Source organism: Hydrogenophaga sp. OTU3427 (assembly GCF_038440225.1).
Classification (GTDB): Bacteria; Pseudomonadota; Gammaproteobacteria; order Burkholderiales; family Burkholderiaceae_C; genus Hydrogenophaga.
This window is the reverse complement of sequence record NZ_JASATI010000035.1, coordinates 25809-50056: the sequence shown is the minus strand read 5'-3', so window position 1 is coordinate 50056 and position 24248 is coordinate 25809. Positions and strand designations below refer to the sequence as shown.

23 protein-coding genes are annotated in these 24248 nt (G+C 67.5%); 6 read left to right on the top strand and 17 right to left on the bottom strand.

Annotated elements, in window-relative coordinates; all coding sequences use genetic code 11:
• The coding region (locus tag AAHB17_RS18070) for a hypothetical protein (RefSeq protein WP_342132110.1) at positions 1-631 on the bottom strand (631 nt) is incomplete at its 3' end.
• A gap of 928 nt (positions 632-1559) precedes the next feature.
• Between AAHB17_RS18070 and AAHB17_RS18065 the strand changes: the two genes are divergently transcribed.
• Positions 1560-2177: a hypothetical protein gene (locus tag AAHB17_RS18065; RefSeq protein WP_342132108.1), complete on the top strand. Its 618-nt coding sequence runs from the start codon at positions 1560-1562 to the stop codon at positions 2175-2177.
• A 79-nt stretch (positions 2178-2256) separates the two neighbouring features.
• Here AAHB17_RS18065 and AAHB17_RS18060 read toward each other — a convergent pair whose 3' ends face one another.
• Complete coding sequence (locus AAHB17_RS18060) at positions 2257-2544, bottom strand: hypothetical protein (protein ID WP_342132107.1); 288 nt, start codon at positions 2542-2544, stop codon at positions 2257-2259.
• Positions 2545-2691: 147 nt separating this feature from the next.
• Entirely contained in the window at positions 2692-3192 is a 501-nt protein-coding gene (moaC, locus tag AAHB17_RS18055; protein WP_342132106.1) for a cyclic pyranopterin monophosphate synthase MoaC, read from the bottom strand.
• A gap of 42 nt (positions 3193-3234) precedes the next feature.
• Between moaC and AAHB17_RS18050 the strand changes: the two genes are divergently transcribed.
• The 3 genes from AAHB17_RS18050 (at position 3235) to AAHB17_RS18040 (ending at position 6588) form a co-directional block, all read left to right on the top strand.
• Positions 3235-4848, top strand: a complete 1614-nt coding sequence (locus AAHB17_RS18050; protein WP_342132104.1) for a M48 family metalloprotease — start codon at positions 3235-3237, stop codon at positions 4846-4848.
• Between the two features lie 257 nt (positions 4849-5105).
• The gene (locus tag AAHB17_RS18045) at positions 5106-6059 is read left to right on the top strand and encodes a TerC family protein (protein ID WP_342132102.1); all 954 of its coding nucleotides are present in this window, start codon (positions 5106-5108) and stop codon (positions 6057-6059) included.
• An 85-nt stretch (positions 6060-6144) separates the two neighbouring features.
• Positions 6145-6588 carry a DUF3717 domain-containing protein gene (locus AAHB17_RS18040; RefSeq protein ID WP_342132101.1) on the top strand — a complete coding sequence of 148 codons (444 nt, stop codon included), beginning with the start codon at positions 6145-6147 and terminating at the stop codon, positions 6586-6588.
• On the opposite strand, the gene AAHB17_RS18035 is transcribed toward AAHB17_RS18040, so the two are convergent.
• The 3 genes from AAHB17_RS18035 to purB all read right to left on the bottom strand — a co-directional run bounded on the left by AAHB17_RS18035 (position 6568) and on the right by purB (position 11038).
• Positions 6568-7140, bottom strand: coding sequence for a YaeQ family protein (locus tag AAHB17_RS18035; protein WP_342132099.1), 573 nt, complete (start codon positions 7138-7140; stop codon positions 6568-6570). The genes AAHB17_RS18040 and AAHB17_RS18035 overlap by 21 nt on opposite strands.
• 33 nt (positions 7141-7173) lie before the next feature.
• Positions 7174-9450, bottom strand: coding sequence for a putative bifunctional diguanylate cyclase/phosphodiesterase (locus tag AAHB17_RS18030; protein WP_342132097.1), 2277 nt, complete (start codon positions 9448-9450; stop codon positions 7174-7176).
• 130 nt (positions 9451-9580) lie between these two features.
• Positions 9581-11038 (bottom strand): adenylosuccinate lyase, encoded by a 1458-nt coding sequence (gene purB, locus AAHB17_RS18025; RefSeq protein ID WP_446719617.1) that lies wholly within the window; start codon positions 11036-11038, stop codon positions 9581-9583.
• Positions 11039-11162: 124 nt separating this feature from the next.
• Here purB and AAHB17_RS18020 point away from each other — a divergent pair, with 124 nt between their 5' ends.
• Positions 11163-11783 carry a glutathione S-transferase N-terminal domain-containing protein gene (locus AAHB17_RS18020; RefSeq protein ID WP_342132095.1) on the top strand — a complete coding sequence of 207 codons (621 nt, stop codon included), beginning with the start codon at positions 11163-11165 and terminating at the stop codon, positions 11781-11783.
• A gap of 177 nt (positions 11784-11960) precedes the next feature.
• On the opposite strand, the gene AAHB17_RS18015 is transcribed toward AAHB17_RS18020, so the two are convergent.
• The 9 genes from AAHB17_RS18015 to AAHB17_RS17975 all read right to left on the bottom strand — a co-directional run bounded on the left by AAHB17_RS18015 (position 11961) and on the right by AAHB17_RS17975 (position 19863).
• Entirely contained in the window at positions 11961-12404 is a 444-nt protein-coding gene (locus AAHB17_RS18015; RefSeq protein WP_342132093.1) for a nuclear transport factor 2 family protein, read from the bottom strand.
• 4 nt (positions 12405-12408) lie between these two features.
• Positions 12409-13191 (bottom strand): SDR family NAD(P)-dependent oxidoreductase, encoded by a 783-nt coding sequence (locus AAHB17_RS18010; protein WP_342132091.1) that lies wholly within the window; start codon positions 13189-13191, stop codon positions 12409-12411.
• A gap of 5 nt (positions 13192-13196) precedes the next feature.
• A complete protein-coding gene (locus AAHB17_RS18005) occupies positions 13197-13739 on the bottom strand; it encodes a DUF3833 domain-containing protein (RefSeq protein ID WP_342132089.1) in 543 nt (180 codons plus the stop codon).
• The gene (locus AAHB17_RS18000) at positions 13736-15037 is read right to left on the bottom strand and encodes an MFS transporter (protein WP_342132087.1); all 1302 of its coding nucleotides are present in this window, start codon (positions 15035-15037) and stop codon (positions 13736-13738) included. Before AAHB17_RS18000 ends, AAHB17_RS18005 begins: the two co-directional genes overlap by 4 nt.
• Positions 15034-15573 (bottom strand): chalcone isomerase family protein, encoded by a 540-nt coding sequence (locus AAHB17_RS17995; RefSeq protein ID WP_342132085.1) that lies wholly within the window; start codon positions 15571-15573, stop codon positions 15034-15036. Before AAHB17_RS17995 ends, AAHB17_RS18000 begins: the two co-directional genes overlap by 4 nt.
• Positions 15574-15582: 9 nt before the next feature.
• Positions 15583-16800: a cyclopropane-fatty-acyl-phospholipid synthase family protein gene (locus AAHB17_RS17990; protein ID WP_342132083.1), complete on the bottom strand. Its 1218-nt coding sequence runs from the start codon at positions 16798-16800 to the stop codon at positions 15583-15585.
• 26 nt (positions 16801-16826) lie between these two features.
• Positions 16827-17624 (bottom strand): DUF1365 domain-containing protein, encoded by a 798-nt coding sequence (locus AAHB17_RS17985; RefSeq protein ID WP_342132080.1) that lies wholly within the window; start codon positions 17622-17624, stop codon positions 16827-16829.
• A complete protein-coding gene (locus AAHB17_RS17980) occupies positions 17621-18988 on the bottom strand; it encodes an NAD(P)/FAD-dependent oxidoreductase (protein WP_342132077.1) in 1368 nt (455 codons plus the stop codon). The genes AAHB17_RS17985 and AAHB17_RS17980 overlap by 4 nt, the downstream gene beginning before the upstream one ends.
• Positions 18989-19257: 269 nt before the next feature.
• Positions 19258-19863, bottom strand: coding sequence for a glutathione peroxidase (locus AAHB17_RS17975; RefSeq protein ID WP_342132075.1), 606 nt, complete (start codon positions 19861-19863; stop codon positions 19258-19260).
• Between the two features lie 150 nt (positions 19864-20013).
• Between AAHB17_RS17975 and AAHB17_RS17970 the strand changes: the two genes are divergently transcribed.
• A complete protein-coding gene (locus AAHB17_RS17970; RefSeq protein ID WP_342132074.1) occupies positions 20014-20862 on the top strand; it encodes a ferritin-like domain-containing protein in 849 nt (282 codons plus the stop codon).
• A gap of 13 nt (positions 20863-20875) precedes the next feature.
• Here AAHB17_RS17970 and AAHB17_RS17965 read toward each other — a convergent pair whose 3' ends face one another.
• Both AAHB17_RS17965 and glnE read right to left on the bottom strand, forming a co-directional pair.
• Positions 20876-21505, bottom strand: coding sequence for a rhomboid family intramembrane serine protease (locus AAHB17_RS17965; RefSeq protein WP_342132073.1), 630 nt, complete (start codon positions 21503-21505; stop codon positions 20876-20878).
• 8 nt (positions 21506-21513) lie between these two features.
• The gene (gene glnE, locus AAHB17_RS17960; protein WP_342132072.1) at positions 21514-24234 is read right to left on the bottom strand and encodes a bifunctional [glutamate--ammonia ligase]-adenylyl-L-tyrosine phosphorylase/[glutamate--ammonia-ligase] adenylyltransferase; all 2721 of its coding nucleotides are present in this window, start codon (positions 24232-24234) and stop codon (positions 21514-21516) included.
• Positions 24235-24248: the final 14 nt, after the last annotated feature.

The following is a 24248-nucleotide window of genomic DNA, read 5'->3' as shown; positions in this document are numbered from 1 at the left end:
CGGCATCTGTACGAAAATGCCCCGGAAGAAGCTCCAGAAATGTATGGTCCGACAACAGCCTGTCCATTTCATCTTCGACAAAAGCGCTGACTAGAGGATCTGACGCGCTCATTTCTTCGACGAGTTCAGGGCGACCGTCAACGACATTGATGATGTCTTCCATGTCGTGATGCAGATAGTCTCCACCGCCTCTGCTCGCAAACGATTCCAATTTTGTTGCGATGAATAGTGGCGCAGAGATAACTCTTATCTCCTGACTAGTCCGGAGCGTCACTCTGTTGGCCTGCTGAACGACTTGCTCGTACCAGATATTCGTGGAGTGCCCGAAGATGTCCGAACTCGGTATCACGTCAACGATGAGGCTTCCTTTCGTCCAGCGACAGAAGTGGGCAGCGTCAGCATGCTCGACAAATCCGCGGTCTTTTAGGCTGGGATGAAGGTCACCGTAGTAGTCCCCAATTGAGGCCACTTGGGCGACCAAGTCCACGTCGATCGTCTGCCGAATGGGCGGTCGAGCATGATCAGTAATCAGGAGTCCGACGGAGCAGCCTCCAACAAGGACCAGTTTTTCACACAAGGAACCGAGGGCAGCAGCAACCAGTTCAACGCCTGCTATGTTGGGGTCTTCCATGCCGATCATCCAAATCTGATTTCTAGCTCGCGTACTGCGATCTCGCGCTCCCTCGCAGCCCCAACGCGCAACGCATCGAGCAGGCAAAGAACTTCGTAAAGGGGCTCGTCCTGCTCTATGGCACCCAATACTGCGGGATGAAGAGGTGACACAGAAACACCCCAATGCGTCCCTTCCGGCGACGGCCAAACTGGTGGCGCCTCGATTCTCTCAAAATGTTTAGCGAGCACTGGCCCGCCTATGGCCGTCGGGATGCCGCGCGATGAACTGCCGAGTTGGGCTGGATAGGCGTACTTAGCGCCGTGAATCACAAACTCCTTCACAGATGGGCGCAGTGGCCGGATTGAGCCGGAGGAGCGGCTCACCAACTTAGCAAGCTCTGCTCGCCGGATGCATCCGTGAACCACTGAGATAGGCATTCGGAGCTCATTAGCCAACTCCACAAGCAAGTACTCCCTTGCGGGGTTTACCGCTAGCTTGAGTGCGACCAAGAGGTCTTGTGGCTTCAGGGCTGCCTGTTTCGTGTCGTTCATAACTATTTTTTCGACGTTTGACGCCAGTTTCTCGTTTCATGAAACATGAATTTTTGTGCATCCTACCAGAAAAAGCCAATTTTTCTCGTTTCATGAAACATGAAAACGATGATTCTGGTCAACTTTTTCCTTTGCGTATCAAGGACACAAGTGATTTCTTGATGTCTTCCACACAAGTAAACGGGTGTGCGTATAATCAAAACGTTTTTCGCCGCGTATAAAGCCACTCATACCGAACAGTCACTCGTTAGAAAGCCCCAATGGTAGTTGTACAGCCACGCAGGAAGAGTCCTCGAGCCCCGTCGATCGCTCTTGATGAGGCACTGGAGCGAGCTTTTCGGGTCTACGACAAAGAACGATTGCACCCCGCCCCATCGGACGTCGTCGCTCAGCACATGGGATACAAGAGTGCGAATAACGGAAACGCTCTCTCGGCATTGGCGTCACTTCGGTACTACGGCCTAGTGGAACGCCCTAAGGAGGGATTCTTTGCAGTCACCAAGGATGTTGAGGCCTATAAATTCGCACCCAGCGAGGAGCTCAAGCGATCTTTTTTGATGCGCTTTTTGACAAATCCGCCGCTCTTCGCGGAGTTGGTGGATCGCTATCAGGGCGGACTGCCATCAGAAGGGAACCTGCGTTACGAGCTGATCCAGCGCGGGTTCTTGCCCGGGACAGCCGAAAGTGTTGTCGGTGTATTCCAGAAGTCGGTAGTTTTCGCGGGAGTATTCGACGAGCCTGCAAAAGAGTCGCCCGTAGCGGTTGAGGGTGAGATCGCAAACGGGCCCAGCCCCGAAGCCAATCCTGTGCCCTCACCTCGCCATCAGCCCGCCAGTTTGTCGCCTTCTGAGCTCCAGGCGCCCGAAGAGGCGGGACACGATCGCATCCCTGTGCGATTAACCGGTGGTAGACGCGCGTGGTTGGTAATTCCGTCAGTGCTTTATGAAGCAGACAAAGACCGACTGAAGGCGCAAATCGACTTAATCTTGACGCAAGAGGATGACCTCTTCTAGCGTTGACCAAAACCGACCGGTTATGGACAGGCTGTCGCACCGTGTCCACAAGCTAGCTTGACAGCTTTTTGGACAGCCGTTACCCGGCCATCTTGGTCCGTTGCATGGCGCGAATGCGGATTACCTCGTCACGACTGCCGCGCTTGCGTGGCGAGACCTCAACTGCGTAGCGCTCAAGCAGCTCGCGTAGTGTCATGCCATCGGAGGCGCCTACTTGCCGGAACGCGCCTTGGTCCATCGCCGCTTCTGTTTGCCTTGCCCAACGAATGGCCTCGCTACGGGTTGCAAAGCTCTGAACCACTGCCGGAAACCCCTTGCGGGTAACCCTTGCTTGCCACTTGTCGGCACGTTGACGGATGGATGCCATATCGCCTCTCACTTGGACAGGCGTTGGACAAAAGCGAGTTTTCGAGGCTAGCTAGACCGCATGGCAAGCCGCCGAAAGTGGCTCAAACCGCAACGAGCAAGAGAGCAAGGTCGGTCGATTTCGACTTAAAAATCAAACACTTAGAACTCAACGCACGTAGCTGCCCGACTTGCCCCCGTGTTTTTCCAGCAGCTTCACGCCGCCGATCTCCATGCCACGGTCGGCCGCCTTGCACATGTCGTAGATGGTCAGCAGGGCCACCTGCACGGCGGTCAGGGCTTCCATCTCGACACCGGTCTGGCCGACGGTCTCGGCGGTGGCGGTGCAACGCACCGCGCAGCGCTCGGGCAACAGTTCGAAATCCACCGCCACGCGCGTGAGCGCGATCGGGTGGCACAGCGGGATCAGCTCGCTGGTGCGCTTGGCGCCCTGGATGCCGGCGATGCGTGCGATGCCCAGCACATCGCCTTTCTTGGCGTTGCCGGCGGTGATCAGCGCCAGCGTCGCCGGCAGCATGGTGATGTGTCCCTCGGCCACCGCGACACGTCGGGTGTGGGCCTTGGCGCCGACGTCGACCATGTGGGCCTGGCCCTGGGCATCGAAATGGGTCAGCGGCGAAGCGGCCTGGGCAGCGGTGTTCTGGTTCATGTTGTTACGAAACCTTTACGGTGACGCGGCATCATACGGCGCATGTCCACGTCCCACGCCGGCCGCCGCCGCGCCGCCCTGACCTCCCTGGCCCTGGCCCTGCTGGTGCAGACGCAGCCTCCGCTGCTGGCCCAGACGGTCAGGTCCCCGCGCGATGTGCCTGCCCTGCCCCAGCTGGGCGATGGCCAGACCATGTCGCTGAGCGCCGAACGCCGCCTGGGCGACCACATGGCGCGCGCCATCTACCGCGACCCCGACTACCTCGACGACCCGGTGCTGTCCGACTACCTGGACAGCCTCTGGACACCGCTGCTCGAATCGGCACGCCGCCGCGGCGAACTGCCGCCCGACATGTCCGAGCGTTTTGCCTGGCGGCTGATGCTGTCGCGCGACAACTCGGTCAACGCCTTCGCCATGCCGGGCGGCTACCTGGGGGTGCACCTGGGGCTGATCGCGGCGACCGGCAGCGCCGACGAGCTGGCCTCGGTGCTGGCCCACGAGCTCACCCACGTGACGCAGCGCCACATCGCGCGCCTGATCGACAAACAAAGCCAGCAGGCCCCCTTGCTGCTGGCCGGCCTGCTGCTGGGCGTGCTGGCGGCCGGCGCCGCCAAGAACGCCGACATCGGCACCGCCGCCATCGCTGGCGGCCAAGCCCTGGCCGCACAGAACCAGCTCAATTTCTCGCGCGACATGGAGCGCGAGGCCGACCGGGTCGGCTTCGGCGTCATGGACGCCGCCGGCTTCGAGGGCGAAGGCTTCGTCGGCATGTTCGAACGCCTGCAGCAGTCGGCCCGGCTCAACGACGACGGCGGCTTTCCCTACCTGCGCAGCCACCCGCTGACCACCGAACGCATGGCCGACATGCGTGCCCGCGTGCCGCTGCAGCCGGCCCACACCGGCGCCACGCCACGGCGCCACAACGCCTGGGTGCACGCGCTGATCGCGGCGCGCGCCCGCGTGCTGGGCGACGCCGGCGCCGACCGCCAGCGCACCCGCGCCAGCGACCACCTGCAAGCGCCCGACAAGCCCGGCACCGAAACCGGCCCGGCGCAGGCGGCCCGCCGCTACACCGCCGCGCTGGTGGCGCTGCAGCAACGCGATGTCAACACCGCCATCGAGGCCACCCAGGCCTTGCTGCGCTGGCCGGCGCTGGACGCCGCCGCCCTGCCGGTGGTCGAGGCGTTGGCGGTGGAGGTGCTGACGCAGGCCGGCCCGGGCCGGCGCCTCGATGGCCGCGACCTGGGCGACTGGAGCACACGCGCCCTGGCCCAGCGCAGCCGTGCCGGGCTGTTGCTGGGCGCGCGCGCGGCGCGCGCCAGCCACCAGGCGGACGCCATGGCACGCGCGGCCGACCGGCTGCAGGCCTGGGTGGTCGAACACCCCACCGACGCCCCGGCCTGGCAGGCCCTGGCCACCCTGCACAACACACAGGGCCAGACGCTGCGGGCGGTGCGCGCCGACGCCGAGGCCCAGGTGGCGCTGCTGGACTACGCCGGCGCGCGCGACCGCTTCAAGTCGGCCCAGAACCTGGCCCGCCAGCTGCCACAGACCGACCACATCGAAATGTCCATCCTGGACGCCCGCACGCGCGAGATCGAGCGCCTGCAACAGGAGCTGGAGCGCGAGGCCCTGGAGCAGCGCGGCCGCCGCTGAACGGTCACAAAGACCCCGCGGCGGCTCGGCACATCGGCCACAGGCCAGCGGTGGCATGACACACTCCTGTCACCCGCAAGGGGAGTAGCGAGCCCGGCTGTCCACGCCTGTGACAGTGCCAGGGCGGCGTCCTCCGTCAATACGTGCGTGCCCTCCGGGCGCGCTCCGGAGCCGCCAGGGACCCAGCCACACGCGCTGTGCGCCCCCGCGAGACCTTCTGGGTGTGTCACCACACTCAACACTGGAAGGTCTTTTTCATGAGCACCGTTGCACCGGTCTGGCTTTGGCTTGTCTTTGCCGCCATCGTCCTCGTTTCCCTGTTTGTCGATTTTGTGGTCCTGAAAAAACAGGGCGCCCATGAGGTGGGGGTGAAAGAAGCCCTCAACTGGTCGCTGCTGTGGGTGGCGCTCAGTTTTGCCTTCAACGGCCTGTTCTGGTGGGCGGTGCACCACAGCACCGGCTCGGTGGCCCTGGCCAACGAGAAATCGCTGGCCTTCCTGACCGGCTACCTGATCGAGAAGTCACTCGCGGTCGACAACATCTTTGTCTTCCTGATGATCTTCAGCTACTTCGCGGTGCCGCCGGCCTTCCAGAAGCGGGTGCTCATGATCGGCATCATCGGCGCCATCGTGCTGCGCACCGTCATGATCCTGATTGGCGGCTGGCTGCTGGCGCAGTTCCACTGGATCCTCTACGTGTTCGGTGCCTTCCTGGTGCTGACTGGCCTGAAGATGTGGTGGGCGGCCGGCAAGGAAGGCTCGCTGGACGACAACCCCGCGCTCAAGCTGCTGCGCCGCGTGCTGCCGGTGAGCAAATCCTTCGACGGCGAGAAGTTCTGGACGGTGGAAAACGGCCAGCGCATCGCCACCCCGTTGCTGATGGTGATTGCCCTGGTGGCGTTGACCGACGTGATCTTCGCGGTCGACTCCATCCCGGCCATCTTCGCGATCACCCAGGACCCCTTCATCGTGCTGACCAGCAACGTGTTCGCCATCCTCGGGCTGCGCGCGATGTACTTCCTGCTGGCCGCCGTGGCGAACAAGTTCCACCTGCTCAACTATGGCCTCGCCGTGATCCTGGTGTTCATTGGCGGCAAGATGATGCTGATCGATGTCTTCAAGATCCCGGTGGCCGTGTCCCTGGGCGTGGTGGTCGGCATCCTGGCCATCACCATGCTCTGGAGTGTGAAGACCGCGCCGAATGCAAGGTAACGAGCCCCCACGCTCCACCGCTGCGCGGGTCGCTGCCCCCCAAGGGGGCGCGTTGGCAGGCGTGAGGGTTATCATCCTGCGCCTCATGGCAGGCATACACATCACGGACATCGAAGCGGCGATCAACTTCTGGCGCGGGCGCAGGCCGTCGCCGGACGGGGTGTCGCTGGCGCCCGAGACGCGGGCCCTGGCCGAGGTCTACGCCCTGCTGGTCTACCACCGCGAGAGCGAGGCCGACGAGGCCACCATGCCACCGAAGGCCTACGCGGCCTGGAAGGCCTGGTACGACACCACGCCCGACACCCCCTGCATCGCCATCTGCTCCACCAGCCAGGGCGACGACATCTGCAAGGGCTGCGGCCGCAGCTTCGACGAAGTCCAGCACTGGCCGGGCATGAGCCCGGGCGAGAAACGGGCCACCTGGCGCCGCATCACGCTGGAGGCCAGCGCCTGGCGTTTCGACCGCTACGCGGAGCGCGCGGCCGAAAACCGGGGTGCCGCCGAGCCCTCAGTCGCGGGCGGCCAGTAAGGGCAGGCACTCCAGCGAGACGCTGCGCTCGCCGTTGCCCAGTGTCAGCGCCCCCTCCATCACCGTGGCCTGCAGCTGCATGCTGCGCTCAGCCATGCGGGCCAGCTCCTGCGCCGCGTCGGCGGGCACCCGCCACACCGCCAGCTTGTCGCTGCGGGTCAGCTTGGACTGAATGCCGCGCCACCAGATGTCGGCCGACGAGGCGTAGGCGTAGACCAGCACCCGGTCGGCCTTGCTGCAGGCCTTGAGGATGGGTTTGTCCTCGGGCTGGCCGACCTCGATCCACAGCCGGGTGCGGCCGGTGAAGTCGCGCAGCCAGATGTCGGGGTCGTCCGGGTCGCTGAGGCCGGCGCCAAAGGCCAGGGTGCCGTCGCCGTTGCAGTCGGCCTGCAGGCGCCAGGCATTGAGCGCCAGCGCCGCCAGGCGCACCATCATGCGTTCGTCGGTTTCGCTGGGGTGGCGGGCCAAGGTCAGGGCGTGGTCGGCGTAGTAGCCGTGGTCGATGTCGGCGATCTGCAGATGCGCCTTGAAAATGGTGGACTTGATGGCCATGGGGCGAGCATACCCGCCCGCCGCCTCCCGCCCTCAGACCGCGGCGGGCCTGGGCGCCGTCACCCAGCGCTCCAGCCAATCGGCCGCCGGTTCGGGGCGGCCATGGAGGTAGCCCTGCAGCAGCATGGTGCCCCCGCGCGCCGCCAGGAAATCGGCGTGCGCCTGTGTCTCCACCCCTTCGGCCACCACGCGCAGGCCCAGGTGGGCGGCCACCGACAGCATGGTGTCCACCAGGGCCGCGTCGTCGGTGCTGGTGGGCGCGTCCTGCACAAAACTCTTGTCGATCTTGAGCTCGTGCAGGGGCAGGCGCCGGAGGTAACGCAGCGACGAGTAGCCGGTGCCGAAATCGTCGACCGAGAAGCGCACGCCCATGCCCGCCAGCGCCCGCATCTTGGCCGCCACCTGCTCCACGTCATCGACCACCAGGCCTTCGGTGACCTCCAGTGTGAGCTGGCTGGGCGCCACGCCATGGCCGGCCAGCAGCTCGCGCACCCGGTCGACAAAACACCGTTCACGGAACTGCCGCGGGCTGACGTTGACCGACAGGCGCAGATCGCGCCCGGCCTGCGCCGCCTGGGCCATGCAGGCGCAGGCCTGGTCCAGCACCCAGTCGCCCAGTGCCACGATGAGGTCGCTTTCCTCGGCCAGCGGGATGAAACGCGCCGGCGGCATCAGACCCTGCGCGGGGTGCTGCCAACGCACCAGGGCCTCCGCCGCCACCACCCGGCCACCGGCGTCGACCTGCGACTGCAGGTACAGGCGCAGTTCGCCCGCCGCGACCGCGTGCCGCAACTCGCGTTCGACCTGGAAGCGTTGCTCGACCGCGCTGCCCAGCGCGGTGTCGAAGAACGCCGTCTGGCGCCCGCCGCCGTCCTTGGCCCGGCGCAGCGCGGCGTGGGCGCGGCGCAGCGCTTCGGCGGGTTCGTCCTGGTCGTTCAGCGGGCACAGGCTCACGCCCAGGCTGGCGGTGAGGATGATGTCGTGGCCGTCCAGTTCGAAGGGCCGGGTCAGGCTGTCGTGGATCTTCTCGGCCAGGCTCAGCGCGCTGCGGCTGGCGATCTCGGGGGCGTCGCCCAGCTCGTGGAACAGCAGCACGAACTCGTCGGCCGACAGGTGGGCCAGCCCGTCGCCCGCGCGCAGCAGGCCCTGCAGGCGCTGCCCCACGGCCCGCAACAGCTGGTCGCCCACCTCCTGCCCGCGCGCGTTGTTCACGTTCTGGAAGCGGTCGATGTTGAACAGCATCACCGCGGCCAGGCGGCCGTGGCGCCGGTTGAGCGCGAAGTCCAGCGCCAGGCGCTCCAGCATCTGCCGACGGTTGGGCAGGCCGGTGAGGCTGTCGAAATGGGTCAGCCGGTGGATGCGTTCCTCGGCATCCTTCTGCTCCGACAAGTCCTGCTTGAGCGTGACCAGGTGGCTGACACGGCCGTCGGCCTGGCGGATCGGCATGACGATGGCATACGACGGGTAGGCGCTGCCATCGGCACGCTGCGCCATGCGTTCGCCCACCCAGGTGCCGCCGTCCTGCACCACCGCCAGCACGTCGTCGTCGACCAGGGGCGACTGCAGCCCCAGGCTGCCCGGCAGGCGCCCCAGCACCTCGGCGCGGCTGCAGCCGTTCATGCGCTCGAAGGCCGGGTTCACGTAGTCGACGCGGTGTTCGGTGTCCACCATGGCGATGGAGATGGGACTTTGCTCAACCGCGAGGAAGAACTTGCGCAGTTCGACCTCGCGGTCGGCCAGATCGCGCGCGAGCCGGCGCGCATCGCCCAGGCGCTTGAGGTAGTCGCGGCGTGACAGCAGGGTGGCGGCGGTCGTGATCAGCAACACGCCGCTGAGGTAGGCCGCGTGCAGGGCCGGTGGACCAAAGTACGGCGGCGGAAACCAGCCCTGGTCCTGGCCCCAGACAAACCCAAGGAACAACAGACCGGTGGCCACCGCCAGCCAGCGGGTGGCCAGCGAGCCCAGTATCCAGCCGGAAAAGACGATCAGCACCGGGTAGTTGAGCATGCTGGGGCCACGCGCGCCACCGTTGCGCGCCGTGACCACCGCCACCAGAGCCCAGAAGGACCACACCATCACATAGGCCGCCGCGCGCTGGTGGCCCACACGCTGCAGGACCAGCGTGGCCACGCCCACCAGCCCCACCAGCACATGCAGCAGCACGTGGTCGGAGCGCGAGCCGTCTTCCAGCGCCAGGGCAACGGCGATCAGGAAACCCAGCAGCGCGATGACCTGGGCGGCGTGCCGCACCAGGCGGGCAATCAGGGCCTGATCGTTGAAGTCGGTCGGTGCGGGTGGGGTAGCGGCCATGGGGTGAAGTGGAGCTGCCTGCACCGGTTGTACCCCAAGGTTATGAATTTATCAATTCAAGCCGCGCCCGTGGGTGCACAAAAAAGCCACCGCAAGGGTGGCTTTCTGGTGGAAACAGGACAGCGCTGGGTCAGACGCGGCGCGCCAGGGCGGCGGCCTGGCCGACGTAACTGCCCGGCGTCATCGCCAGCAGGCGTTGTTTTTCGGCGTCGGGAATGTCCAGGCCACGGATCAGGCCGTGCAAGGCCTCGGCGGTCACGGTCTTGCCGCGCGTGACCTCCTTGAGCTTTTCATACGCGCCCTGCACACCGTAGCGGCGCATCACGGTCTGGATGGGTTCGGCCAGCACCTCCCAGGAGGCGTCGAGGTCCTCGGCCAGGGCCTCCAGGTTGATCTCCAGCTTGTTCAGGCCGGTCAGCAGCGACTGGTGGGCCAGCGCGGCATAGCCCAGGGCCACGCCCATGTTGCGCAGCACGGTGGAGTCGGTCAGGTCGCGCTGCCAGCGGCTGATGGGCAGCTTCTCGCTCAGGTGCTTGAGCACGGCGTTGGCCAGGCCCAGGTTGCCTTCGGCGTTCTCGAAGTCGATCGGGTTGACCTTGTGGGGCATGGTGCTGGAGCCGATCTCGCCGGCCTTGAGCTTTTGCTTGAAGTAGCCCAGCGACACATAGCCCCAGATGTCGCGCGAGAGGTCGATCAGGATGGTGTTGGCGCGCGCCGTGGCGTCGAACAGCTCGGCCATGTAGTCGTGCGGCTCGATCTGGATGCTGTAGGGCTGGAAGCTGAGGCCCAGGCCCCAGGTGGCGCCGGCGGCCACGTCCTGCGGTTCGGGCGTTTCCACCACGCCACGGGCAAAGGCCTCCCAGTCGAAGTCGGGCCAGGCGCTCAGGTGGGCGTTGTAGTTGCCCACGGCGCCGTTCATCTTGCCCATGAGCTTGACCTCGGCGATCGCGGCGCGCACCTTGTTCAGGCGCACCACCACGTTGGCGAACTCCTTGCCCACGGTGGTCGGGCTGGCGGTCTGGCCGTGGGTGCGGCTGAGCATGGGCACGTCGGCGAAGGCGTGGGCCATGTCGCGCAGCTTGGCGATGACCGCGTCCAGCCCGGGCAGCAGCACCTGGTTGCGGCCGGCCTTGAGCTGCAACGCGTGGCTGGTGTTGTTGATGTCCTCGCTGGTGCACGCGAAGTGCACAAATTCCTGCACCGCGGCCAGTTCGGCCTTGAGATCGGACGGCAGCGCGGCGTCGGCAAAGCGTGCCTTGATCCAGTACTCCACCGCCTTGACGTCGTGGTTGGTGGTCTTTTCGATGTCCTTGATGGCGGCGGCATCGGCCTCGTCGAAGCGCTGAACCAAGCCCAGCAGGTGGGCGCGGGCAGCGGCCGACAGGGGCTTGAATTCGCTGAAGCCGGCATCGGACAGGGCGATGAACCAGGCGATCTCCACCTGCACACGGCGGTGCATGTAGCCGAATTCGCTCATGAAGGGGCGCAGCGTGGCCAGCTTGGGGGCGTAGCGGCCGTCCAGCGGCGACAGGGCGGTGAGTGCCGACAGGCCCAGGGCGGCGGCGGCGGGTTTGGATGGTTCTTGCATACCCGGAATTGTAGGGAAGCGCCATCCGGCATGGCACAACGCCTGCTTGGACCCACCCGCCGCGCGGCACGGAGCCGGTGGCTAAAATGGCCCGTCCCCTTCACCGTCACGACCAGCCCCCCACATGAAACTCATCGGAGCCCTCACCAGCCCTTACGTGCGCAAGGTGCGTGTCGTCATGGCCGAGAAAAAGCTGGACTACCAGCTGGTGCTGGAGGACGTGTGGGCCGACAACACCACCATCGCCAACGCCAACCCGCTGGGCAAGGTGCCCTGCCTGGTGATGGACGGCGCCGAAGCCATCTTCGACTCGCGCGTGATCGTCGAGTACCTCGACACCCTCTCGCCCGTGGGCAAGCTCATCCCCACCACCGGCCGCGAACGCACCGAGGTCAAGACCTGGGAAGCCCTGGCCGACGGCCTGATGGACGCCGCCATCCTGGCGCGTCTGGAAGCCACCTGGGCCCACCGCGATGCCCCGCAGCGCAGCGTGGCCTGGATTGAGCGCCAGATGGCCAAGGTACATGGTGCGCTCAAGGCCATGGCACACGGCCTGGGCGACAAGCCCTACTGCCACGGCATCCACCTGAGCCTGGCCGACGTGGCCGTGGGCTGCGCCCTGGGCTACCTGGACTTCCGCTTCCCCGAGCTGGGCTGGCGGACCGAGCACCCCAACCTGGCCAAGCTGTCGGACAAACTCGCGCTGCGCCAGAGCTTCATCGACACGCGCCCGCCGGTGGCCTGAAGTGATCGCTGATCAGAGCAGATTGTTCTGACCAATGGCCCCTCGCGCTGGCGCCGCCACCCGAAACGCGTGAACCCGCCGCCCCGGGAGACACCGCCGGGCCGGCTTGGCCGGACGGCTGGTGTCGCCCCTTGAGGGGGATGCGTCCACGCGAAGCGGGCAAGCGACGGGGTGGTCTCAGGTATTCGCCTGGCGCTTGAGCCAGCGCATCAGTCCGCCCACCACGGGCAGTTTTTCGTACAGTTCCTCGGCCGCGTCCCAGTAGTCGCGGTGTTGCTCGATGCGGCCATCGGGCGCAAACCGCAGCTGGGTGGCGCCGCGCACGGTCTGCACGGTGGCGCGGTCGAAACGCTTGAAGCGGAACACGAAGTCCCAGGTCAGAAAGGCCTCTGTCCCCTGCGACATGCCACCGGTGACGACAAAACGCGGCTCGTCCAATGCCACGTACATGTGGGCAAACACCGCGCGGATCGCCGGCAGGCCCTGCACCTCGTTGAACGGGTCCTTGAAGCGGGCCGTGGATGTGTAGTACATGCCGATGTGCTCGAGGTCGGCCGGCGACAGCGCCTCGAAAAAATCGGCCACGCGTTGCAGACGGGTGTCGGTGGTCAGGAAGGCCATCGGTTCAGAGTCCTGTGAAACGGGCGACGGCGGCGAAGTAGGGGCGCGCCGGCAGCAGCCGCAGCAGGCGCATCCAGCACGTGAAGCGTTTGGGGAAATCGATCTCGAACCGACCCGAGGCCCAGCCCTCAAGTATGGCCTGCGCGGCCTGTGGGGGTGTGATGAGGGCCGGCATGTGGAAGGTGTTCCGGGCGGTCAGAGGGGTCTCCACAAACCCAGGATTGACCACACTGACGCCCACGCCCTCGTGGCGCAGGTCCAGGTACAGGGTCTCTGCCAGGTTGATCAGCGCCGCCTTCGTGGGCCCATAGGCCAGCGATTGGGGCAGGCCCCGGAAACCCGCGACGCTGCTGACCAGGCTGATGTGGCCATGGCCCTGGCGGCGCAGTGCCGGCAACAACGCGGCCAGCACATGCAGGGCGCCATCGAAGTTGACGCTCCAATGGCGCTTGAGTTCGACCAGGTCGAAGGCATCGGCCCGCATCTCGCGGTAGTGGCCGGCGCAGTACATCACCAGGTCGATCTGGCCACCAGCGTGCAGCAGGCGACGCGCGGCCTCGGCCACCGCCGCGGCGTCGGTCACGTCCAGCGGCAACGCGGTCGCACCCGGGTGGCGCTCGGCGAAGGCAGCCAGGGCCGTCGCGTTGCGCGCCGACACCACCACCTGCGCACCCGCGCGGTGCAGGGCGGCGGCGGTGGCCTCGCCAATGCCGGAGGACGCGCCCACCACCCAGACCCGGCGGCCACGCCAGTCGCGCATGGGGGTGTTGAGCGGTCGCAGCCCCATGGCCTTCATCCCGCGCGCTTGACAAAACCCAGCGTGACTTCGCCGAGTTTGAAGCCGAACTTGGTCATCACCGCCTTGTTGAGCATCACGCGTTCGTCCATGAGGTACATCCAGTCGTCGAGCTGCACCTCGTAGACCTTGCCGTCCACCGGCAGGCTCAGGGTATAGCCCCAGCGGAAGGCATTGCCGGCGGCCTGGCCCTGGGCCTCGCCCTTCACGTCGTCCGCGGTGCCGGTGTAGCGGCCATCGGGCAGCTTCTTGAGGCGCCAGATGCGGCGCTGCTTTTCGCCGTCCGAGTAGGTGAAGTCCTCGTCCAGCACGCCGTCGTTGCCCTGCCAGGTGCAGGTCATCACCACGGTGAAGCGGCGCACCACGGCGCCCGTGCGGTCGGTGAACACACCGTAGGCGTCCAGCGTGCCGTTGAAATAGGTGGCGAGGTCCAGCACCGGCTTTTCTGCCGCGTAGTCGCTGACCTGCGGGCCGGCGCAGGCCACCAGGCCACCGGCGGAAACCAGCATCAGGGCGCTGAGGGCGGCGCGTCGTTTCATGGGGAGGCTTTCTCTTGAAGAAGGAAACGTTGCAGGCCGGCGGCGGCCAGCAGCTTGAGGCCGCATGGCAGCACGCAATAGGCCCAGGTCAAGGCCGTCAGGGCCTGGGCGTCGCGCTGACCGGGGGCATAGCCCCACCAGGCCAGCAACGGCAGCGCCAGTCCGGCGGCCAGCGCCAGGTTGAATTTGGAGGCGAAGTTCCACCAGCCGACGTAGCGGCCCTCGCCCCGGCCCCGCTCACCCAGATCGGCGATGACACCGGCCAACAGCGCGCCGGGCACGGCCAGGTCGGCGCCCAGCGCCAGCCCCGACAAGGCGCAGACGGCCAGAAAGGTCCACACATCGCCCGGCCCCAGGAAGGCGGCCCAGGCGAACACGGCCACGCTCAGGCCCATGCCCAGGCGCCAGGCAAGCACCAGCCCCAGGCGGGCAACCACCCGCAGCCACAGCGGCATGGACGCCGCGGCGCACAGGAAATAGGTGCCCAGGAAGGCCGGCTCCACCGCCGCACTGGCCTGCAGCTTGTCCTGCACAAAAAACAGCACCAGGGTGGCGGGCACCGCACTGGCGATGCCGTTGAGCATGAACACGCCCAGCAAACGCACAAAGGCCGGCTGGCGCAAGGGCGCCCACAACGAGACCGTGGGCGCGGCCGGGTCGGGGGCCGATGTGAGCGGCCGCAGCGAACGCGTCCAGGCCCACCAGCCCACCGCCAGCCCGGTGGCAAACACGGCCACGGTGCTGCCCAGGCCGGCCAGCGAGGGCAGCAGCGCCGCCAGCACCACACCGGCCAGGCCCAGGGCCTCGCGCCAGGCCACCACACGGGCGCGTTGCGGCTCGGTGCCGCCCAGCATGGCGCCCCAGGACTGGTGGGCCACGCTGACCACGCTGTAGGCGGTGTAGGTGAGCAGCAACAAGGCCACCGCCCAGACCAGCAGCGCGGTCGGCGAGCGGCCCGCGACCGGCGGAAAAAACAGCCCGGCAAAACCCAGCGCCAACAACGTGGCCGCGCCGCCGACCACGGCCAACACCCGCCCGTGCGAGTGGCGGAACCAGGCGTCGCACCAACGCCCGATCAGCGGGTCGATGAAGGCGTCGAACAGGCGCGCGCCCAGCAGCACTGCGCCCAGGGCCGCCAGCGACACGCCGTAGGCGCGGGCATAGTGGTTGGGCCAGACGACATACAGCGGCAGGGCGGCAAAGGCCAGCGGCAGGCCCAGCAGCCCGTAGCGCAGGCCGTGGCGCCAACCTCCGGGCGCCGCCATCAGCGCGGCGCCGCTGGGGTGATCGGCGCTCATCGTGGCCCCTCGGCCGCGCCGATGAGTTGGGCCCGCATTTGCGGCTCGGAAGTGGCCGCGGACAGCCAGATGCCGAAGAAACGTTGGGCGAACTCGGGGTCGGGGACTTCGCCCAGCGGCTGATCGTTGAGAAAGAAACGCGCGCCCGCTCCCGGCACGTGCAGGCCGGTGATGTGGTCGCCGTCCTTGACGTCGGGGAACAGCTTGACCATGGCGCTCAGCCAGCGCTCGGCCTGCGCCTCGCTCACGCTGCCCACGCCGCGCATTTCCTTGAGCGAACGTTCGGCGATGGCCTTGCCGTAGAGCGTACGCAGGTAGTGCAGTTCCAGAGCAAATCGGTGGCGACCGAAATCGGCCACATCAAACCCCGGCTCCACCCACAGGCTGGCGTCGTAGACCGAGAGCCCGAAAAACCGCAGCCGCGCCTGGCCCAGGCGGCGCGCACTGGGCAGCAGCCGCCCCGGACCCCCGTGCGAGGCCCACAGCGGCCCGGCCCAAGGCAGGGTGGTCAGGGCGATCAGCAACCGGCGGCGCATGGTGTTCATTCAGTGGGGCTTGCGCAGGGTGAACTGCATGACGTCGGTGTTGCCTTCGGCGAACGCGGCCTCGCAATAGGCGAGGTAGAACGCCCAGATGCGCAGGAAACGTTCGTCAAAGCCCAGTTCGCGCACCCGCGGCTCCTCGTGCAGGAAGCGCTCGCGCCACTGGCGCAGCGTCTCGGCGTAGTCGGGGCCGAAGGCGAAGGCGTCCTCCACCACCAGGCCGGCGGCCTCGGCCTGGGCGCGAAACGCGCTCGGGCTGGGCAGGCAGCCACCCGGGAAGATGTACTGCTGGATGAAGTCGGTGCCACGGATGTAGCGCTCGAACAGCGCGTCAGCAATGGTGATGGTCTGGATGCAGGCGCGGCCGCCGGGCTTGAGCAGGCGGGCCACACCCTGGAAGTAAGTGGGCCAGTATTCGCGGCCCACGGCCTCGACCATCTCGATGGAGCAGACCGCATCGAAGGGCCCATCGTCGATGTCGCGGTAGTCCTGCAGCCGCAGGTCGGCGCGGCCGCCGGCGCCGAGGCGGTCCATGCGCTGCTGTGCCCAGGCCAACTGCTCGGTGGACAGCGTCACGCCCACCACCGAGGCATTGAAGCGGGTGGTGGCGGCTTCGGCCAGGGCGCCCCAGCCACAGCCGATCTCGAGCACGCGGTCACCCGGGCGCACCTGGGCCATGCGCAGGGCACGGTCCACCTTGGCCCATTGCGCGCTGCGCATGTCCTGGCCGGGGTGTTCGAACCAGGCCGACGAGTAGTTCATCGTGTCGTCCAGCCACAGCGCATAGAAATCGTTGCCCAGGTCATAGTGGGCGTGGATGTTCTTCTGGCTGTTGGTCTTGGTGTTGCGGTTGAGCAGGTGGCGCAGCCGGTAGGCGAGGCGACCGACCCAGGTGCCGTAGACCACGTCCTCGATCTCGCGCCGGTTGAGCAACAGCAGCCGCAACAGGTCGGCCAACTGGGGCGTGCTCCAGTCGCCGGCGATGTAGCTCTCGGCAAAGCCGATGTCGCCCGATTTGAGCGCGGCCTGGCACACATGCCAGTTGTGCAGGCACAGCGTGGCGCTGGGTCCGCCGTGCTGCCCGAACTGCTGGAACGAACCGTCGGGCAGTTGGACCGTGAGGTGGCCGTGGCGCAGGCGCTGCAACAGACGCAGCGTGGCTGCTGCGGCGGCGGGAGCGCCGGCGGGCAGCGCAAACGGGGCAGTGGTGCTGGAAGTCATGGGCATGGGGTCCATGTGGGCAGGGATCAGCCGGTGCCGCGGCCAGGCGTGACAAAGGCCTGGGGCGGCGTCGGCTTGCGGAAATAGGGCAGGCCTTTGAGCACGAACAGGCGCAGCGCCTGCCAGTGGATGCGCGCCACCACACCCAACGTCATGGCCGGGTGGCGCCACAGTGCGCGGCGGGTCTGCGTCGCATCCAGTGGCAGCAGCGTGCCGCTCACGCTGGTCTGGATCAGCGGGCCCTGCGCGGCCCCGGGCACGTCATCGTGGTCGATGCGGACCACGGTGTGCTCACGGCCACGGTGCTGGCAACGCATGAAGACGAAGCGGTACTCGCCCTGCACCGAGCAGAAGGGTGAAACGTGGAACACCTTGTCGGCCGTGACCGGCACCCCGTACCGGGGCGCGTCGAGCAGGTAGCAATGGCGCTCGCCGAAGGTGTTGTTGACCTCGGCCACCACCGCGCGCAGGCTGCCGTCGCTGCGGTGGCAATACCAGAAGCTGACCGGCTTGAAGGTGTGTCCCAACACCCTGGGGTAGGTGTGCAGCCAGACTTCGCCGAGGGCGTCGGCGATGCCCTGGGCACGCAGCATCTCGTCCAGCCAGGCCAGGCAGTCGCCGCGGCCATCGCCGTGGTCGCGGTCGTGGAAGGCCAGCGCCGCGTACCGGTTGCGCGCCAGCGCGCCGTCACCGTGCGCACGCAGGCTGCGCAGCGGCAGCATGAGGAAGTAGGTCGGGTAGGCGAAGGCGTTGCGGCGTGGCCTCAGGCGCGTGTGGCGCACCTGGCCAAAGCCGATCATCGCCCGGGCCGGGGTGTCGCTCATGACCGCGCCCCGGCGGCTGGCGCGAACACGCGCAGGATATCGGCCGCGGCCTGCAGGCCGGCCTTGAGGCCGTCCTCGTGGAAACCGTAGCCACACCAGGCGCCGGCGAAATGGGTGTGCAACATCCCTTGCATGGCCGGAATGCGCTGCTGCGCCGACATGGCGGCGAGGTCGAACACCGGGTGGGCGTAGTCGTATTCGCCCAGCACGGTGTGCGGCGCGATCTCGCGCAGCGGATTGAGCGAGACCAGCACCGGCTGCTCAAAGGGCAGGGGCTGCAAGCGGTTCAGCAGGTAATGCAGGCAGACCCGGGCGTGGGGGTCGCGGCCGCGGGCAGCGCGCTCGTGGTTCCAGGCCGCCCAGGCCTTGCGGCGGGTGGGCAACACCGAGGCGTCGGTGTGCAGCACGGCCCGATTGGGCTGGTAGCGGATGGCGCCCAGCACCGCACGTTCGTCCGCCGTGGCGCCCTCGCCCAACAAGGCCAGCGCCTGGTCGCTGTGGCAGGCCAGCACCAGGTGGTCGAAGCGTTCCTCGCGGCCATCGGTCACCACGCTGACGCCCTCGGCATCGCGCCGCAGTGCACGCACCGGGGTGTTGCGCCGCGCGTCGCTCAGGCCGGCGACGATCTTGTCGACGTAATGGCGCGAACCCCCGCGCACGGTGAACCACTGCGGGCGGTCGCTGACCTGCAGCAGGCCGTGGTTGTGGCAGAAACGCACCATGGCGGCCACCGGAAACTGCAGCATCTGTTCGGCCGGGCAGCTCCAGATGCAGGCCATCATGGGCAGAAAATAGTCGTGGCAGAAAGCGTCGCTGAAGCGCTGCTGGCGCAGGAACTCGCCCAGCGGCATCCACAGGCGGCCGTCGGGCGCGCTGTCCTCCTGGCTGTTGGCCAGGCCCGTGCACAGGCGGTTGAAGCGAAGGATGTCGAGCAGCATGCGCAGAAAGGCAGGCCTGAACAGGTTGGCGCGTTGGGCAAACACCGTGTCCAGGCTGCTGCCACTCCACTCCAACGGCGGCGCGCCGGCGGCGCCCGCAGCCTGCACCGAAAACGACATGTCCGAAGACGCGATGTCCACGCCCAGTTCGGCGAACAGCGTCAGCAGGTTCGGGTAGGTGCGTTCGTTGAGCACCAGAAAGCCGGTGTCCACGCCGTGGGTGACCAGGCCCTGACGGGTGGGCAGGGTGATGTCGACCGTGTGGGCGTGACCGCCAAAGCTGGCGCTGGCCTCGAACAGGGTGGTATCGGCCTCGGCGCGCAGGGCGTGCGCGGCGGCCAGGCCGGCAATGCCGGCACCGACCACCGCGATGCGCGGGCGGCGGCCGGCCTCACGCGCAGGGAGTTGGCGGGGATCTGCGTACATGTCAGACCCCCTGCCGCCTGGAAGAACGTACTGCGCAGCGCCCCGAAACGAAGGGGGGAGGGATGGAGGAGGAGAAGCGCCTCGGGGTTTCGGTGCCGATCGGACCGACACCGCCTCTGTGCAGTACTAAAACCGTGTCGCGGCGATGGAGGCGGCCAGAGGCCTCAAAGTTCCCAGAAATGCCGCACATGAAGCCTCCATGACCGTTCGGCCTCGAAATAAACTATCGAGACACAAAAATACTGAACGGTCACATTTTGACCTCTCGGTCACTTCGCTGTCGACAACATTCGCTCGATCTCCCTGACGAATGCAGGGTCTTGTGGCTCCACCGCGCTGGCGTAGGCCTTGATGGTCTGACCATCGCGCGCCACCAGGTACTTGTGAAAGTTCCAGCGCGGCCGCTGTCCGGTGCGCTGCGCCAGCTCGCGGTACAGCGGGTGGGCCCCGGCGCCGGCGACCGAGGTCTTGACGAACATGGGGAACTGCACGCCGTAGGTGTTTTCACAGAAGTCGGCGATGGCGGTGTTGTTGTCCAGCTCCTGGCGGCCGAAGTCGTTGCTGGGAAAACCCAGCACCACAAAGCCGCGGTCCTTGTAGCGGCGGTACAGCGCCTCCAGCCCCTCGTACTGCGGCGCAAAACCACATTTGCTGGCGGTGTTGATGACCAGCACCACCCGTCCGCTGTACTGGCACAGGTCCTGCGGCTTTTCGTCTTGCAGGCGGTCGATGGTGTGCCGCCACAGCGGCGCGCAGGCCCCTGCCGCGGTCGCCTGGGGCGCGCTCGCCTTGCCGGTTTGCGCCTGTGCCGGACCCACCAGGGTCACCAGTGCCGCCAGCACGCCCAGGCCGCTGAAAATCCGTCGTGAAGTCATGTCTGCTCTCCTGAAAGCCGAAACAGCGATGGTGACAGCTGGCACGGAAGTCCGTTCCACACGGCGGGCAAAGCTGAGGTTGTCGAGGTGTTTTGGAGTGCAGCACCTAAAATCGCCGTCTGCACGGTGCACGCACCGCAAGAGGTTGACATGCTTTACCCTGAACTGTTCAAACAACTCGAATCCGTCCGTTGGGACATGGACAAGGACATCCCCTGGGACCGCTTCGATGCCAGCCAGCTGAGCGACGAACAGGCTCAGACCATCAAGATGAACGCCATCACCGAGTGGGCGGCGCTGCCGGCCACCGAGATGTTCCTGCGCGACAACCGCGACGACTCCGATTTCTCGGCCTTCATGTCGATCTGGTTTTTCGAGGAGCAGAAACACTCCCTGGTGCTGATGGAGTACCTGCGCCGCTTCCGCCCCGAGCTGGCCCCGACCGAGGACGAGCTGCACGAGATCCGCTTCGACTTCGACCCGGCGCCGGCGCTCGAAACGCTGATGCTGCACTTCTGCGGCGAAATCCGGCTCAACCACTGGTACCGCCGGGCCTCGGAATGGCACACCGAGCCGGTGATCAAGCACATCTACACCACGCTGAGCCAGGACGAGGCCCGCCATGGCGGCGCCTACCTGCGCTACATGAAACGCGCCATCGCCAAGTTCGGCGACGAGGCCCGCGCCTCGTTCGCCAAAGTGGGCGTGCTGATGGCCAGCGCCCGGCGCACCGCGCAGGCGCTGCACCCCACCAACCTGCACGTGAACAAGGCCTTGTTCCCCCGCGACACCATCCAGAGCCGGCTGCCCGACCCCGAGTGGCTGGAGCACTGGCTGGACAAGCAGATCGCCTTCGACGCGGTGTGGGAGACCAAGGTGGTCGAGCGCATCCTGCACAACATGAGCCTGCTCATGGACCGCAGCTTCAAGACCGTGCAGGAGCTCAACCGCTTCCGCAAGGAAATGAGCAGCCACCTGGCCGCCCCGGCAGCCACCTGACACTCGGTGCGCGTCAAGGCCTGGCCTGCAGGCGCTCCAGCAGCAGCGCCGCCCAGGCGGTGAGGGCGCCCAGCGCGGCGCCCGCCAGCGCGCCCCCGAGCCAGGCCGCCTGCACCACCGACATGTCGTTGACGCCGTCCCACACCACGGGGCGGCTCCAGGCCTGTTCCAGCACCAGCTTGCCCAGCAGGCACACCGCCAGCAGCACCCCCCAGCGCCGCGCCTGCGGCACCGGCAGGCGCTGCAGCAGCAGGTGCACCGCCATCACCGCCAACGCGGCGTGCAGCAGCCCGGCCAGCCCCATCACATGGCCGACCTGGGGCCACCAGGCGACGGCCAGGTAGGCCAGCGGCCAGGCGAGAAACCAGGCCAGGGCACACCAGCGGTCGGGCCGCACCCGCCACGCGAAGGCGGTCAGCAGGCCCAGCGACATCTGGTTGGTGATGAGGTGGGGCGTGTTGGTGTGCACCCAGGCGGTGGTCCACAGGGTCCACCAGCGCTGGTCCCAGTCGTCCACCCGCCAGACCAGCAGCCGCAGCGAGGACTCGAACCACCACCAGCACAACATGCTGGCAACACCATGCAGCCCACACAGCACCAGCCACTCGCGGCCGACGGTGCGGATGGCGGGCAGGCTTCTCACGCGCGCGGTCAGTGGCTGGCAAACACGTGTTGCCACAGGGCGCGCACGGCCGCGGCCTCCTGGGCCACGTCCTCGGGCGCCACCTGGGTGGGGGCCTCGTCGAGGCGCGCGCGGTGCTGCATCTGCCGCAGCGTGCGGTAGGCCGCCGCCGCCGCCTCGCCCATGCCAGCGGGCAGCAACCCGGCGGCTTCGGCCATCTGCAGCAGGGCGATGTTGCCGCGGTTGGCACGCAAGGCCGGGTGGGCGCGCGACTGCGACAGCACCAGGAACTGCACCACGAACTCGACGTCGACCATGCCGCCGGGGCTGTGCTTGACGTCGAAACCCTCACCACGCACCGGGTGGGCGGCGCGCACCTTGTCGCGCATGGCACGGATCTCTTCGGACAGCGACGCCACGTCGCGCGGTGCGGTGATGACGGCCTCGCGCACGGCGTCAAAACGGGCCGCCAGCGCGGCATCGCCCACCACGTGCCGGGCGCGCGTGATGGCCTGGTGCTCCCAGGTCCAGGCGGTGTTGCTGCCGCGCTGCTGCTGGTAGTTGGCGTAGGCCTCGAAGCTGGTGACCAGCAGGCCGGAGCTGCCGTTGGGCCGCAGCGCGGTGTCAATCTCGAACAGGTCGCCCTCGCCGGTCTTGACCGTCAGCCAGTTGATGATCTTGCGCACGAAGGCGGCGTAGGCCTCGGGCGCGCGCTCGTCCTCGTCGTCGTAGACAAACACGATGTCGAGGTCGCTGCCGTAACCCAGCTCCTTGCCGCCCAGCTTGCCGTAGGCAATGATGGCGAACTGCGGCACGTCGCGGTGGCGGTTCTTCAGGCGTGCCCAGCACCAGCGCACCGTGGTGCGCAGCACGGTGTCGGCCAGCGCGCTCAGGTCATCGGCCACGTCCTCCACCGTCAGCACGCCTTCCACGTCGCGCGCCAGCGTTCGGAAGACCTCGGCATGGCAGGCGCGGCGCAGCAGGTTGAGCAGGGCTTCCTCGTCGTCCTCGCCGGTGCTCTTGAGGGCCGCCAGCCGGGCCTCCAGCTCGGCCTCGAACTGCGCCCCGTCGAAACGGTCTGTCAGCAGCTGCCGGCTGGCCAGCTCGTCGATCACGCCCGGGTGTTTCTGCAGGTAGCGTGCCGGCCACCTGGCCGCGCCCAGCAGGCGCAGCAGGCGTTCGTGCACCGAAGGGCGCTCCTGCAGCAGGGCGAGGTAGCTTTCGCGCCTCAGCAGGGCGTCGAGCCAGTCGACCAGGCGCAGCGCGGCCTCTTCGGTCACGCGGCCCTCCTCCACCCAGGCGCCGGTGCGCTGCACCAGGCGCACCAGGCGCAAGCGGGTGTCCTCGCGCAAGGCCACCACGCGCGGGTTTTCGCACCATTGCGCCACCCGGGCCGACAGGCGCTCGGGCAGCTGAGGCAGCACGGCCTGCAAGTCGTCCACGCCGCCACGCGGGCCACCACAACCCTTGCCGTTGCAGGTCTTGGTGGCGCCGCCCAGCAGGGTGTCGAACTCCTGCGCCACCGCCTCGCGGTGGGCGTCGAGCTGGTGCAGGAAGGCACAGGTGTTGGTGAAGCCCAGGGTCTGGGCCATCCACGCCAGGTCGTCGTCGCGCTCCGGCATCAGGTGGGTCTGCTGGTCGTCCAGGAACTGGATGCGGTGTTCGACCCGGCGCAGGAACACATAGGCCTCGGCCAGCGCGCGGGCGGTGTCGGCTGGCATGAGGTTGGCGCGCTGCAGCCGCTCGATGGCGTCCAGCGTGGGCCGGGTGCGCAGCTCGGGGAACTGCCCGCCGCGCACCACCTGCAGCAGCTGCACGGTGAACTCGATCTCGCGGATGCCGCCGCGCGAGAGCTTGACGTCGTTGGCGCGGCCCGGGTTGCCGGCGGCGCGTTTGGAGGCGTGTTCGCGGATCTGCCGGTGCAGGGTGCGCAGCGATTCGAAGACGTTGTAGTCGAGGTAGCGGCGGAACACGAAGGGCAGGACCACGCCGCGCAGCGCGCTGGCGGTGCCGTCGCGCACCGCGGCCAGGGGCGCCACCACGCGGCTCTTGAGCCAGGCGAAACGCTCCCACTCGCGGCCCTGCACCAGGAAATACTCCTCCAGCGCGCCCAGCGACACCGCCGCCGGCCCCGAGTTGCCGTTGGGCCGCAGCGCCAGGTCGACGCGAAACACGTTGCCGTGTTCGGTGGTGTCGCCCACCAGCTGGTAGATGCGCTTGACCGCCTTGCCGAAATACTCGTGGTTGGAGATGCGGTGGCGGCCCTGGGCGTTGCCGGCCGTCTCGCCGTCGTGGTCGTAGACGTAGATCAGGTCGATGTCGCTGGAGACATTGAGCTCGCGCGCGCCCAGCTTGCCCATGCCGATGATCCACAGGCGGGCCCGGGTGGGCGCGGTGGCGGGCGGCGCCAGGTGCATGGGCGCGCCATGGAGTTCGTCCAGTTCGGCCTCGGCCTGCAGGCTGGCGCGGTCGAGCGCGATTTCGGCCAGCTCGGTCACGGCCCGCGTGATGACCGCCAGGTCGGCGCCCTGTTCGCAGTCGAGCGCCACCAGGCGCTCCATCACCAGCTGGCGCAGCACGCGCAGGGCCGAGGCCAGGTCCAGGCCGCCGCCCAGCAGCGTCGCCAGCGTCTGCTGTTGTTGCTCGCGGGTCGGCGCGCCGGGCGCCAGGCGGGCCAGCTGCGCTTCGTAGCGGCGGCGCACGCGCTGCACAAAGCGCGAGTGGTCGGCACGCGCAGGCGTGGTGAACACGGCGTGCCCGCCGC